Source organism: Microbulbifer halophilus (genome assembly GCF_026183675.1).
GTDB lineage: Bacteria > Pseudomonadota > Gammaproteobacteria > Pseudomonadales > Cellvibrionaceae > Microbulbifer > Microbulbifer halophilus.
The window spans coordinates 52,633-66,381 of record NZ_JAPIVK010000019.1 but is presented as its reverse complement, the minus strand read 5'-3'; the positions used below and the strand labels follow the sequence as shown (position 1 = coordinate 66,381).

The window sequence follows — 13,749 nt, the reverse complement described above, 5'->3', positions numbered from 1 at the left end:
TTCCCGGGGTCGCGGAAAGTCGCAGTACCAGCGCCCGGGTGGTCCCCGTCACCGAGTGGAAGACCACGGCAGAATCTCTCGCTTCACTCCCACCCTCCTCAAACAGGTTTGCTCGCTGGCGGTAGCGGCTGCAATACTTCCTGCAGGCGCTGCCCAAGGTTCGGGCTGTCCGGCAGCCGAATGCCGAAAGCTTCCGTCAGAGTGCGGCGCAGTTCGGGCAGGTCGCGCAGTGTTTTTTCACTTTTGGTCCCCGTCTTCGGGTAGAAAGTGAGCCGATTATTGAGCAACGAAAGGCGTCCACTGCCAGTTACCCGTGCGACCGTCAGTTCGTTGATGAAGGGTGACTTCGGGTGAGCCGCCCAGTACCAGTTGAAGATCTCGTAATCCTCTGTGGCTGGTTGCCGCAGGTCGAAACTGTATATCGGCCACCATTTGTCCCGGGCTTTCATCTGCAGCAGGAAATCGTCCGACCGGCGCTCGATCCGATAACTCCCATAGGATGTATGCTGAGGCATTTCCATATCCATGCGCAGCGGTACTGTCGGTGTCTGCCCGCCAACTCCCACATCCACGAGGTAGGGAATTCCTTTGATGTCCGCACGCAAAAGCATGTGGGACTGGGCGGGATAAGCGTGCTCCGGCTGCTGCCAGAGAATACGTGCCGCCAGCGCTACGTGCGGGATATCCAATTGTGTCAGCGCGCCCTGCAACAGCGTATTCTGTTCAAAACAGTAGCCACCCCGCTCCTCTTCAACCAGCTTCCGCTCTACCGAAGGCAGGTCTATCTCCACCGGCAGGCCGAGGAACGGATTGAGGTTTTCAAAGGGAATGGCGCGACTGTGCAGGCCGACAACCTTCTCCAGTGTTTCGAGGTCCGCAGCCGGCTTGCCGGCGAATCCGATTCGCCGCAGATAGGCGTCAAGGTCGATAGCCGTTTTCATGGTTGAGCCTCCTTTTCGGCTTGAAGGGTGCAATCAGCTTTAAGCTCGCTCGTAAATACCACGCTGCCATCCGCCAAGGCGGTTGACTAACAGGGGCATGTCACGGCACAGGCCCGTCAGTTCCTGCAAACAGCGCCGAGAAAGACCACGTCACCACATCGGAATCCGGTAGTTCGATATCAAAAACATCCCGCAGTTGTCGCCGCAGCTCCTCCGGCCCCGCCACACTGGACTCCCGTTTCGGGCCATCGAGGGGGTAAAAGGTGAGCTTGTTGTTATGCAACGTATACCGGCCACTCTCCACCGGGCGGGTGGCGATCAGGTCGCGGGTGAAGTGTGAGTCCGGGTGGGTGGAACAATACCAATTGAACATCTTGTAATCGTCGGGGGCCTGTCGCTGCAGGTCGAAGCGGTAGATCGGCGCCCAGCTACCCGGGAGCGCCACCTGCACCAGGAACTCCCCGTCGGCCTGAAGAACCCGGTAGCATCCGTGGGGTGTGTCCTGCGGCGCTTCGGTATCCAGGCGCAGGGGGGCGGTAGGTGTCTGCACGCCAAATCCGACATCCACCAGATATGGCTTGCCGCCAATCTCCGCGCGCAGCATCATATGGGACTGGGCCGGTGTGGAGTCTTCCGGCGCTTGCCAGAGTACCCGCGCTGCGAGTGGGGTCACCGGGACATCCAACGACTCGAGTAGCGCCTGCATGAGTGTGTTCTGCTCATAGCAGTAACCGCCGCGCCGGCTGTGCACCAGCTTTCGCTCCACGGCCGGCAGGTCGATTTCCACCGGCCAGCCGAAAAACGGGTTCAGGTTTTCGAACGAAATGGCTCGCGTATGTCGCGCCACCAGCTTTTTGATGCTATCCAGGTCTGCCGCGGGGCTACCGGAAAAATCGATGCGTTGCAGATATGCATCCAGGTTGATCATTTCTCCCATGAGTCACTTTCCCTCGTTCTGTAAAGGACTCACGAAGTTTGCAACCTAAAGCAAACTTAAGGTCAAGGGAAATTTTCCCCGGCCAACAAAAAAGGCCCCGCAGGGCCTTCTGGATATCTGTTTCGGATCAACCGTGCTTCGCCTTGCATTCTTTTTCCTTGAACTGGCGCCGGCGCCGGTGCAGGACCGGTTCGGTGTAGCCGTTTGGCTGCGCACAGCCTTCGAACACCAGCTCACAGGCGGCCCGATAGGCCACGCTATTGTCGAAATCCGGCGCCATATCGCGGTAGTCGGGGTCGCCGGCATTCTGGCGATCCACCACCGCCGCCATGCGCTGCATGGTTTCCTGCACCTGAGCCCGGGTCACCACGCCCTGCTTCAGCCAGTTGGCGATATGCTGGGAGGAGATGCGCAGTGTGGCGCGGTCTTCCATCAGACCCACGTCGTTGATATCCGGAACCTTGGAGCAGCCCACGCCCTGGTCGATCCAGCGCACCACATAGCCGAGAATACCCTGGGCATTGTTGTCCAGTTCGCGCTGGATTTCCTCCGCGCTCCAGTCGGCTTCCTCCGCCACCGGCACCGTGAGGATATCGTCGAGTTTCGCATGCGCGCGCTTTACCAGCTCGTCCTGGCGCTTGGCCACATCCACTTTGTGGTAGTGCAGTGCGTGCAGGGTGGCGGCGGTGGGCGACGGCACCCAGGCGGTGTTGGCGCCGGCCATCGGGTGCGCCAGCTTGGCCTGCATCATGCCGGCCATCAGGTCCGGCATGGCCCACATGCCCTTGCCGATCTGCGCCCTGCCCTTGAGCCCGGTTGCGAGACCGGTGTCCACATTCCAGTCCTCGTAGGCCTGAATCCATCTGGACTGTTTCATGTCGCCCTTGCGGATCATGGGCCCGGCCAGCATGGAGGTGTGGATCTCGTCGCCGGTGCGATCGAGAAAGCCGGTATTGATAAATGCCACCCGCTCTTTCGCCGCGGCGATACAGGCCTTGAGGTTGACCGTGGTGCGGCGCTCCTCGTCCATGATGCCCATCTTGAGTGTATTGCGTTCCATCCCCAGCGCATCCTCGATGCGGTTGAACAGGGTATTGGCAAAGGCCACTTCCTCGGGGCCGTGCATTTTCGGTTTTACGATATAGACGCTGCCGCTACGGGAGTTTTTCAAGGGGCCCGTGCCGCGCAGGTCGTGCAGCGCGATCAGGCCGGTAATCATGCCGTCGAGAATGCCCTCGGGTACTTCGTTGCCATCCTTGTCGAGAATCGCGTCGTTGGTCATCAGGTGGCCGACGTTGCGCACAAACATCAGGCTGCGGCCCGGCAACGTGAGCGGGTTGCCGTTGGGCGAGGTGTATTCGCGGTCCGGGTTCAGTTTGCGCTCGATGGTCTTGCCGCCCTTGTCTATGGACTCGGTCAGGTCGCCCTTCATCAGGCCCAGCCAGTTGCGGTAGACGACCACCTTGTCTTCGGCATCCACGGCCGCGACCGAGTCTTCGCAATCCATGATGGTTGTCAGCGCGGATTCCACCAGCACATCTTTCACGCCGGCGGCGTCGGTCTTGCCGATGGGATGCTCACGGTCGATCTGTATCTCGAAATGCAGGCCGTGCTGCCTGAGCAGAATGGCTTCCGGCTCGCCGCCGTTGCCCCGGTAGCCGGCAAACTGCGTGCTGTCTTGAAGCCTGGCGACCTTGCCGTTGTCGCGCACGGCTTCCAGCAGCGAACCATTGATGCGGTATTCGGTAACCTCTTTGTGGCTGCCTTCGGTCAGCGGCGCCGACTGGTCGAGCACTTCGCGGGCGTACTGGATCACCCTGGCACCGCGCACCGGGTTGTAGCTGCTGCCCTTTTCCGCACCCTCGTCCTCGGAGATGACGTCGGTACCGTAGAGCGCGTCGTAGAGGCTGCCCCAGCGCGCGTTGGCGGCGTTCAGGGCATAGCGGGCGTTCATCACCGGTACCACCAGCTGTGGGCCCGCCATGGTGGCGATTTCCGCATCGACATCTTCCGTGGTGGCGGTAAAGTCCGCCGGCTCGTCTACCAGGTAGCCGATCTCCCGCAGGAATTTTCTGTAGCCATCCAGATCCCGGTGGGCACCCGGGTTGTCGATGTGCCAGCGGTCGATCTGCTCCTGGATCCGGTCGCGCTTTTCCAGCAGCGAGCGGTTCACCGGCGCCAGGTCGTCGAGAATCTTTTCAAACTCGGCCCAGAACACATCGGCGCTGACGCCGGTACCGGGAATCACCTCTTCCGTGACCAGTTGGTGCAATTCCGATGCGATTTGCAGATCGCCGACTTGGATTCGTTCCGTCATATCCGGGCCTCTCGCTGATGGTTGGAGTCGGGCATTCTAAACAGCCAAAAGGCTATAACCCAAATTTATAGGTGAAATTCTCGCTATTCACAGGAAAGATTTTATCGCCGGGCGTAGGTTCGCCGGGTTGCGGTTACCGCTACAGCGCCCGCCCGATATCCAGGATCAGCCGCCGCAGCCACCGGTGTGGCGCACTCTGTTGCAGCAGCGGGCTCCAGGCCATTTTCAGCTCCAGCGGCGGTATCTCCAGCGGCGGGTCGCGGCGCACCACGCGGGGGTTGTCGGCGGCCAGTTGCGCCAGGCGCGTGGGCACGGTGACGATCAGGTCGCTCTGCTCCGCCAGCAGCATGGCCACCTGGTAGTGGCGGGTGAAGACGGCGATATCGCGCTTTTCTCCCTGGCGGCCGATGGCTTCGTCCACCCAGCCGAGCCGCTGCACGTCTTCCGGGTTGACCCCCACGCCGACGCCCATACCGGTCTTGCTGACCCAGATATGCTGCGCCTGCAGGTAGCTCTGCAGATTGTAGTCCTCCAGTACCGGGTTATCGGCGCGCATCACGCAGGAGAAACTGTCCCGCCACACCGTGGCCTGGTGGAAGCTCTGCGGCATGCTGTCGAAGCGGTTGATGACCATGTCCACCTTGCCCTGCTCCACATCCACGAAGCTCACGTCGCTCGGCGTCATGATATCGAGACTGATCCCCGGCGCCCGGTCCCGCAACTGGATCAGAAGGGGCGGAATCAGCGTGGATTCGGCGTAGTCACTCGCCATAATTCGGAAAGTGCGGCGCGCCCCGGCGGGTTCGAAATCCCGGTTGGGCTGGATTACCCGGTCGATGGAGGCCAGCGCCTCGCGCACCATCGGCTGCAGCTCCAGGGCGCGCTCGGTGGGCATCATGCCCTCGCGGGTGCGCACCAGCAGCGGGTCTTCGAACAGCTCCCGCAGGCGCTTGAGACCGTTGCTCATCGCCGGCTGGGACAGTCCCAGATAGTTGGCGGCACGGGTCACATTGCGCTCGCGCAGCAGCACATCCAGGTACACGAGCAGGTTGAGGTCGGCTCTCTCGAGATTCATATATTTTCTCTGCTGATAGTGAAAATCAGGGTAATAAATTAGGCAAATTATGCCAGAGCCACTAGGATTCTCAACACCAAAACTCAGTCACCTTTTCGAGGATTCAAAGCCATGTCCACCTATGCGAAAGACATCGAAGCGGCGAGCAAGCTCCGCGACGCCCACGGCAGCTCCTGGAATGCCATCAACCCGGAATACGTGGCCCGCATGCGCGCCCAGAACCGGTTCAAGACCGGCCTGGATATCGCCCGGTACACCGCCGATATCATGCGCAAAGACATGGAGAACTACGACAGGGACAGCTCCAAGTACACCCAGTCACTCGGCTGCTGGCACGGTTTCATCGGCCAGCAGAAGATGATTTCCATCAAGAAGCACTTCGAGGGCAACACAGACCGCCGCTACCTGTACCTGTCCGGCTGGATGGTGGCCGCCCTGCGCAGCGAGTTCGGCCCCCTGCCCGACCAGTCGATGCACGAGAAGACCTCGGTCGCCAACCTGATCGAGGAGCTTTACACCTTCCTGCGCCAGGCGGACGCCCGGGAGCTGGGCGGCCTCTTCCGCGAGCTGGATGCGGCGCGGGAAGCCGGAGACGAGGCCGCGGAAAAGGCGGTGCAGGACCAGATCGACAATCACGTGACCCACGTGGTACCGATCATTGCCGACATCGACGCCGGTTTCGGCAACGCCGAGGCCACCTACCTGCTGGCCAAGAAAATGATCGAGGCCGGCGCCTGCTGTATCCAGATCGAGAACCAGGTTTCCGACGAGAAACAGTGCGGCCATCAGGACGGCAAAGTGACTGTTCCCCACGAGGAGTTCCTCTCCAAGATCCGCGCAGTGCGCTACGCCTTCCTCGAGCTGGGTGTCGACAACGGCGTGATCGTCGCCCGCACCGACTCCCTGGGCGCCGGCCTGACCAAGCAGATCGCCGTGACCCACGAGCCCGGCGACCTGGGAGACCAGTACAATGCCTTCCTGGATTGCGAAGAAGTGGCCGACGCCGACCTGGCGAACGGCGATGTGGTCATCAAGCGCGACGGCAAGCTGCTGCGCCCGAAACGCCTGGCTTCCAACCTGTTCCAGTTCCGCAAGGGTACCGGCGAAGCCCGCTGTATTCTGGACAGCGTGACCTCGCTGCAGAGCGGCGCCGACCTGATCTGGATCGAGACGGAAAAACCCCATGTACGCCAGATCGGCGCCATGATGGACGAGATTCGCAAACAGGTGCCCGATGCCAAGCTGGTTTACAACAACAGCCCGTCGTTCAACTGGACCCTGAACTTCCGCCAGCAGGTGTTCGACGCCTGGAAAGAGGAAGGCAAGGACGTTTCTGCCTACGACCGCGACAAGCTGATGAGCGCCGAGTACGACGACACCGAACTGTCCGCGGCGGCAGACGCGAAGATCCGCACCTTCCAGGAGGACGCCTCCCGCGAGGCCGGCATCTTCCACCACCTGATCACACTGCCGACCTACCACACCGCTGCCCTGTCTACGGACAACCTGGCCAGGGAGTACTTCGGTGACAAAGGTATGCTGGGCTATGTGGAAGGCGTGCAGCGCAAGGAAATCCGCGAGCAGATCGCCTGTGTCAAACACCAGAATATGGCCGGTTCCGATATGGGCGACGATCACAAAGAGTATTTTGCCGGCGAAGCTGCGCTGAAGGCGGGCGGTAAAAACAACACCATGAACCAGTTCGGCTGATCGGGTTTCGCCCCGTCACCTTTCTACAGCCTCAGCAATATCCTTCACTCATTCCGGGCCGCATTTGCGGCCCCTTTTTTGGCCCCCCACCCTTTCCCGACTTTTATCGAATTTAAACTTCTCATTTGGAAGTGCCTGCCGATGGCACCCCGCCCCGGCCGCAACACCTGAATACCGAATAGCCCACAAGGTATTCCACCAACAGGTCAATAGTTGCACTGCCGCATTGGTATTTCGTGACACCATTCGAATTTTCACCCTTCTCCGCTTTTCCGCGGTATCCCTACTCCCGCAAAAAATCATATATTTCCTACAAAACAACAATAACGAAGGTCCTCTCGCACTGAATAACCAGCAACAGAGAGAAAAGGGAGATCCCAATCATGCGGTTATCGCACAAGTGCCTATTGTTCAGCATGTGGCTTTCGGCGCCATCGGTATTCGCCGCCCAGGCCACCATGAATATCACCAACGACTGGGGACAGGGTGCCCAGGCGGAAATTGTCGTGCTCAACGACGATCCGGCGCCGCTTTCCAACTGGACGGTGGAATTCGAGCTGGATGCCGAAATCACCCAGTTCTGGAACGGCGAGATCGTCTCCCACACGGGCAGCCGCTATGTGGTGGGGCCGACCTCCTACAACGCCACCGTCGGCGTCGACGATCAGGTGAATATCGGCTTTCTGACAACGCCGGGCGAGCTCTCCGCAGTGCCGGTGACCCTTGGCGGAGACGATGATGGCGGCAGCTCGTCATCGAGCAGTTCATCAAGCAGCTCTTCTTCCTCGAGTAGCTCGAGCTCTTCCAGCAGCAGTTCAAGCGCATCCTCGAGCAGCAGCTCCTCCTCGTCTTCCAGCTCCTCTTCATCGTCCAGCAGTTCCGGCGGCGGGGACTACCCGGGGTACGAGACCAGCCGTTTCATTACCGTGGACCAGTTCGGCTACCTGCCGGAGAGCGAGAAAGTCGCCGTGCTGCGCGATCCACAGCAGGGCTACGACAGTGCGGAAGAGTACGTCCCCGCCGCCAATATCCGGGTTGTGGATCTGGACAGTGGCGAGGTGGTCGAGACCCTGCAACCCACCGCCTGGAACGACGGCGCTACCGGGGAAAATTCCGGCGACCGCGTATGGCACCTGGATTTCTCCAGTGTTACCGCCCCTGGCAACTACATCCTGGCAGACGAACAGAGTGAACTCCGCTCCCCCGCCTTCCGTATCGACAACGATATCTACCGACCGGTACTGGAGCAGGCCGTGCGCGCCTTCTACTACCAGCGCGCCGGCTTTGCCAAGCAGGAGCCCTACGCCGATGCCCGCTGGGCCGATGGCGCCAGCCACCTGGGCTCTGGCCAGGATTCCGAGGCGCGCCTTTACAGCGCCACCGGCGACGCTTCCACCGAGCGCGACCTGCGCGGCGGCTGGTTCGATGCCGGCGACTACAACAAGTACACCAACTGGCATGCGGACTACCTGATCGCCCTGCTGCACAGCTACCGGGAAAACCCCGCGGTGTGGACAGACGATTTCAATATTCCCGAATCCGGCAACGGTATCCCGGACCTGCTCGACGAAGTGAAATGGGGCATGGATTGGCTGGTGCGCATGCAGGAAGACGACGGCTCCGTGCTTTCGGTGATGGATCTGTCCCACGCCAGCCCGCCGTCTGCCGCCAGCGGCCCCAGCAGTTACGGTCCGGCGACCACTGCCGCCAGCTACAGCAGCGCGGCCGCATTCGCCCTGGGCAGCCATATTTTCGGCCAAGTGTCCGGACTGGAGAGCTACGCTGCCGACCTGCAGGACAGGGCCGAGAGCGCCTGGCAGTGGGCCCAGGCGAACCCCGAAGTGACCTTCCACAACGCCGACAACGACGTCGCCGCCGGCGAACAGGAAGTGGATGAATACGGCCGCTTCGCCAAGAGCCTGATCGCCGCCATCCAACTCTACCGGGCCACTGGCGAGGCCGGCTACCGGGACTATGTGGAGAACAACTACCAGGATGCCCACCTGATACTCTGGAGCTGGGCCTCCATCTGGGAGGCGGAAATCCAGCATGCCCTGCTGTATTTCAGCAGTCTCGACGGCGTATCCGGCGAGGTGGCCTCGGCGATTCGCAGCACCTACGACGCGGCCATGGACGCCGATGCCAACTGGCCGGCGGTGAACGGCAGTATCGACGCCTACCGGGCCAGCATTCCGGAATACACCTGGGGCAGTAACCGCAGCCACGCCCACCAGGCCAACCTGTACCTGGACCAGTCGCAGTTCGATGCCGGCGCACCGGGCACCGCCGAAGCGCGCAGTGCCGCACTGCGCCACCTGAACTACCTGCACGGCGTCAATCCGCAGGGCAAGGTGTACCTGTCCAATATGGGTGAATTCGGCGCGGAGAATTCGGTGGACAGCTTCTACCACACCTGGTTTGCCGACGGCAGCCCACAGTGGGACTCCGTCGGCGATTCTTCCTACGGCCCCGCGCCGGGCTTCCTGGCGGGCGGTCCCAACCCGTCCTACGACTGGGACGCCTGCTGCCCGGGCAGTTGCGGCAGCCCGGAGAACAACGCCCTCTGCGGCACAGCGCCGCCCGAGCCCCCCTATGGCCAGCCGGCACAGAAGTCCTTCCTGGACTTCAATACGAGCTGGCCGCTCAACTCCTGGGCAGTAACGGAAAACCACAACGGCTACCAGGTAGCCTATATCCGCCTGCTGTCCAAGTTTGTACAGGCCGACGGCGAGTAGCGCACCTTACACCGCAGGAGCCTGCCCCGGATCGAGCCCGGGGCAGGCTCCTGCGGCGCCTTCCAGCCCATCCATCGGAGTCGCGGCCACCGCGCCCTTCCGCAAAGATAGAGACGCCAGCAACGTCTAGTCTTAAGACATACGTCTGTACAGTTGGCGGGGCCCATGAGCAGTGACAACCTTGTTCTGGTACTCAATTCAGGCAGCTCTTCGCTGAAATTTGCCGCACTGGACCCGGAATCCGGACACGAGTCGCTGAGTGGCATCGGCGATGCTCTCGACGGACCGAAACCATCCCTCGAGTGGAAATACCGGGGTCGCAGACACGCGCGGCAACTGGAACCCGGCGCCGGTCACAGCGCGGTGTTCAGCTTTCTGGTTGCGCTGTTGCAGGAGGAGCTCCCCGAGCTGGAGAACCGCCTGATCGCAATCGGTCATCGGGTGGTGCACGGTGGCGAACACTTCTCCCACTCGGTACTGATCGATCGAAAGGTCATCGACGCCATCAAGGAGTGCGCGTCGCTGGCGCCGCTACACAACCCGCCCGGCCTGCTGGGCATCCGCGCGGCACTGGAAGCCTTTCCGCAATTGCCGCAGGTGGCGGTATTCGATACTGCCTTTCACCAGACGCTGCCGGAGCACGCCTACCTCTACGCACTGCCCTACTCCCTCTACCGCGAACATCGACTGCGCCGCTACGGCATGCACGGCAGCAGCCATCGCTTTGTCAGTGAGCGCGCCGCAGAACTACTGGGAACGCCACTGGAAGAGACCAATATCATTTCCGCGCACCTGGGCAACGGCGCCTCGATGAGCGCGATCAAGGGCGGCGCCAGCATCGATACCAGTATGGGCCTGACGCCGCTGGAGGGACTGGTGATGGGCACGCGCGGCGGCGATGTGGACCCCGGGCTGTTGATGCACCTGGGGGAATCCCTGGGCTATTCCCTGGAGCGGATCAACCAGTTGCTGAACCGCGAGAGCGGCCTCCTGGGTATTTCCGAACTCAGCAACGACTGTCGCGAACTGGAGCGGGCGGCCGCGGAGGGCCACCGCGGCGCACAGCTCGCACTGGAACTATTCTGCTACCGCCTGGCGAAATATGTCGCCGCCTACACAGTGCCGCTGCGTCGGGTAAGTGCAGTGGTTTTTACCGGCGGTATCGGTGAAAACTCCAGCTGGATACGCGAACGGGTATTGCAGCGGCTGGGGGCCCTCGGCTATCGCGCGGATACCGAACTGAATGCGCGTATGCGCTTCGGGGCGGAAGGTGCCATCACACTGGCAGACAGCCCGATAGCCCTGGTGATCCCGACCAACGAAGAGTGGGTGATAGCGCGGGATGCAGCGGAAATCGTCGCCGGGAGGGCGCCCTGATGTCTCGGACCATCATGCTGGTACCACTCAGTTCCCGAGTGGGTATCACCTCCATCAGCCTGGGGATCATTCGCGCATTGGAGCGCAATGGTGTCGGGGTCAATTTTTTCAAGCCGGTGACCGAAGCGCCGGCAACCGACGGCGGTACCGAGCGCTCCACGGAAATCCTGCGCAGGGCGTCCAGCCTGGAGATTCTCGAGTCCCTGAGCGCCCAGCACGCGGAATCCATGATCTCCACCGGCAAGCTGGCGGAGCTACTGGAGGAAATTCTCGCACACTACCGAGAGGGCACAGCAAATGCGGATGTGATGATCGTGGAAGGGATTTTGCCGGATGCGGACAGCCAGTTCGCCAACCAGCTCAACTACCAGATCGCCAAGACCCTGGATGCGGAAATCGTCTTCGCGATCAGCCCGCACCGGGATTCCACCCAGCAACTCAAGGAGCGGCTGGAGTTCGCAACTGCTATTTTCGGCGGTCGGGACTCCAATCACGTCGTCGGCTGTATCATCAACAAAGTGGGCGCCCCCACCCAGATGCCGGAGGCACCGGGAGCGGATATTACCGGCGTTTTCGAGCAGGTCGGCGGGCACCGCAGCGAACTGGATATTCTCTCGCTCTACGGCAAAAGCCCGCTGCGCATCGTCGGTTGTGTGCCCTGGAATGCGGAACTGCTGGCACCCCGCGCAGTGGACCTGGCCCGGCATTTCGATGCGGAAATCATCAACCGCGGCGACCTCGAGCACCGGCGCCTGCACAGCATCACCTTCTGCTCCCGTTCGCTCGGCAACATGATCTATCGCTTCGTGCCCGGTGCCATGCTGGTGACTTCCGGCGACCGGCCGGATGTCATCGTCGCCGCCTGCCTGGCGGCGATGAACGGCGTAAAGATAGGCTGCCTGCTGCTGACCGGCGGTTACCACCTGGAACCGATGGTGCGCAGACTCTGCACGCCGGCCCTGGAAACCGGACTGCCGGTACTGCTGATCGATAACAATACCTGGCAGACGGCCCTGCAATTGCAGCATTTCAATACGCGCACACCCACCGACGATCTGGAGCGGATCGACCGGGTGCAGGATTTTATCGCCGGCCACCTGGACCACCAGTGGGTGCAATCCCTGAGCATGGAGTCGTCCCGCCCCAAGCGGCTGTCGCCGCCGGCCTTTCGCTACCATCTGGCGGAACAGGCGCGCAAGGCCAACAAGCGCATCGTATTGCCCGAGGGCGACGAGCCGCGCACCGTCCGCGCCGCGCTCATCTGCGCCGAGCGCGGCATCGCCCGGCCGGTGCTGCTCGGCAGCGCCGGGAATATCCACCGCGTGGCCGAACAGCAGGGCGTGCGGCTCGGCGACAAGGTGGAGATCGTGGAGCCGGACAGTGTCCGGGAAAAATATGTGGAGCCGATGGTGGCCCTGCGCAGGGGCAAGGGCCTGACGGAAGTGGTGGCACGGGAACAGCTGCAGGACAACGTGGTACTGGGCACCATGATGCTGGCCCAGGGCGAAGTGGACGGCCTGGTTTCCGGCGCGGTACACACCACCGCCAATACCATCCGCCCCGCCCTGCAACTGATCAAGACAGCGCCCGGCGCCAAACTGGTCTCATCGATATTCTTTATGCTGCTGCCGGAACAGGTACTGGTCTACGGCGACTGTGCCATCAACCCCGACCCGAACGCCGAGGAGCTGGCAGATATCGCCATACAGTCGGCGGATTCCGCCGAGGCCTTCGGCATAGAGCCGCGCGTGGCGATGATCAGCTACTCCACCGGCAGTTCCGGTTCCGGCACCGACGTGGAAAAAGTGCGCGAGGCGACGAAACTCGCCAGGGAAAAACGCCCGGACCTGGCAATCGACGGGCCGCTGCAGTACGACGCGGCGGTGATGGAAAACGTGGCGGAAACCAAGGCCCCGGACAGCCCCGTAGCCGGCCGCGCGACCGTTTTCATCTTCCCGGACCTGAACACCGGCAACACCACCTACAAGGCGGTGCAGCGCAGCGCCGAGCTGGTGAGTATCGGCCCCATGCTGCAGGGCATGCGCAAGCCGGTCAACGATCTGTCGCGCGGGGCACTGGTGGACGATATCGTCTATACGATTGCGTTGACGGCGATTCAGGCGGGGCAGTCGTAACTCACCGGTAGCCTAGTGTACTGTCTCATACTAAATGCAGATATCAGCGGGCCGCTAAGCGGCCAGCTGCAAGGCGCATTCGCGCAGGCGTAGTGGTTCTACGTCAAGCGAATGCAACACCGCAGATGGCTGCTTAGCGGCCCGCCCGGNGGGCCGCTAAGCGGCCAGCTGCAAGGCGCATTCGCGCAGGCGTAGTGGTTCTACGTCAAGCGAATGCAACACCGCAGATGGCTGCTTAGCGGCCCGCCCGGAGGGAGCCCCCCAAATCGCCCACAGCGGCGTTGCCGCTCTTGCAAATGGAACCACCATTCCCTGCGAGCGGCGCCTTGCTGTGAACAATTTGGGGGGCTCTGATATCCGCATTTAGTATGAGACAGTACACTAGCTGACGAACGGAACCCAAAAACTGATGCAAAGGCCCTGATGCCGGGTATTCATTTACGAGACTGTCTGCGAGAGGGACCTCGCAGACAAGCCTACAGGGACGTATTTACGGCGTGTCTCGTAAATGAATACCCGGCA

The 13,749-nt window shown here is 61.7% G+C and carries 8 protein-coding genes; 4 read left to right on the top strand and 4 right to left on the bottom strand.

Annotation, left to right across the window (positions count from 1 at the left end; genetic code table 11):
* Positions 1-98 precede the first annotated feature (98 nt).
* The 4 genes from OQE62_RS11580 to OQE62_RS11565 form a co-directional block, all read right to left on the bottom strand.
* On the bottom strand, positions 99-941 hold the full coding sequence (locus OQE62_RS11580; protein ID WP_265722199.1) for an arylamine N-acetyltransferase family protein: 843 nt from the start codon (positions 939-941) through the stop codon (positions 99-101).
* A 100-nt stretch (positions 942-1,041) separates the two neighbouring features.
* On the bottom strand, positions 1,042-1,878 hold the full coding sequence (locus tag OQE62_RS11575) for an arylamine N-acetyltransferase family protein (RefSeq protein ID WP_265722198.1): 837 nt from the start codon (positions 1,876-1,878) through the stop codon (positions 1,042-1,044).
* Positions 1,879-2,005: 127 nt separating this feature from the next.
* A complete protein-coding gene (locus OQE62_RS11570; RefSeq protein ID WP_265722197.1) occupies positions 2,006-4,195 on the bottom strand; it encodes a malate synthase G in 2,190 nt (729 codons plus the stop codon).
* 139 nt (positions 4,196-4,334) lie between these two features.
* Entirely contained in the window at positions 4,335-5,270 is a 936-nt protein-coding gene (locus OQE62_RS11565) for a LysR family transcriptional regulator (RefSeq protein ID WP_265722196.1), read from the bottom strand.
* A 111-nt stretch (positions 5,271-5,381) separates the two neighbouring features.
* On the opposite strand from OQE62_RS11565, the gene OQE62_RS11560 reads away from it, so the two are divergent.
* The 4 genes from OQE62_RS11560 (at position 5,382) to pta (ending at position 13,227) form a co-directional block, all read left to right on the top strand.
* A complete protein-coding gene (locus tag OQE62_RS11560) occupies positions 5,382-6,980 on the top strand; it encodes an isocitrate lyase (protein ID WP_265722195.1) in 1,599 nt (532 codons plus the stop codon).
* Between the two features lie 383 nt (positions 6,981-7,363).
* Positions 7,364-9,715 carry a glycoside hydrolase family 9 protein gene (locus tag OQE62_RS11555; RefSeq protein ID WP_265722194.1) on the top strand — a complete coding sequence of 784 codons (2,352 nt, stop codon included), beginning with the start codon at positions 7,364-7,366 and terminating at the stop codon, positions 9,713-9,715.
* Positions 9,716-9,880: 165 nt separating this feature from the next.
* On the top strand, positions 9,881-11,092 hold the full coding sequence (locus OQE62_RS11550) for an acetate kinase (protein ID WP_265722193.1): 1,212 nt from the start codon (positions 9,881-9,883) through the stop codon (positions 11,090-11,092).
* The gene (gene pta, locus OQE62_RS11545; RefSeq protein WP_265722192.1) at positions 11,092-13,227 is read left to right on the top strand and encodes a phosphate acetyltransferase; all 2,136 of its coding nucleotides are present in this window, start codon (positions 11,092-11,094) and stop codon (positions 13,225-13,227) included. Before OQE62_RS11550 ends, pta begins: the two co-directional genes overlap by 1 nt.
* Positions 13,228-13,749: the final 522 nt, after the last annotated feature.

What these genes read in the sequence shown, in the direction of transcription:
- OQE62_RS11575 (WP_265722198.1), bottom strand. Translation starts at nt 1,878, where the DNA reads ATGGGAGAAATGATCAACCTGGATGCATATCTGCAACGCATCGATTTT.
- OQE62_RS11570 (WP_265722197.1), bottom strand. Translation starts at nt 4,195, where the DNA reads ATGACGGAACGAATCCAAGTCGGCGATCTGCAAATCGCATCGGAATTG.
- OQE62_RS11555 (WP_265722194.1), top strand. Translation starts at nt 7,364, where the DNA reads ATGCGGTTATCGCACAAGTGCCTATTGTTCAGCATGTGGCTTTCGGCG.
- OQE62_RS11550 (WP_265722193.1), top strand. Translation starts at nt 9,881, where the DNA reads ATGAGCAGTGACAACCTTGTTCTGGTACTCAATTCAGGCAGCTCTTCG.
- pta (WP_265722192.1), top strand. Translation starts at nt 11,092, where the DNA reads ATGTCTCGGACCATCATGCTGGTACCACTCAGTTCCCGAGTGGGTATC.
- OQE62_RS11560 (WP_265722195.1), top strand. Translation starts at nt 5,382, where the DNA reads ATGTCCACCTATGCGAAAGACATCGAAGCGGCGAGCAAGCTCCGCGAC.
- OQE62_RS11580 (WP_265722199.1), bottom strand. Translation starts at nt 941, where the DNA reads ATGAAAACGGCTATCGACCTTGACGCCTATCTGCGGCGAATCGGATTC.
- OQE62_RS11565 (WP_265722196.1), bottom strand. Translation starts at nt 5,270, where the DNA reads ATGAATCTCGAGAGAGCCGACCTCAACCTGCTCGTGTACCTGGATGTG.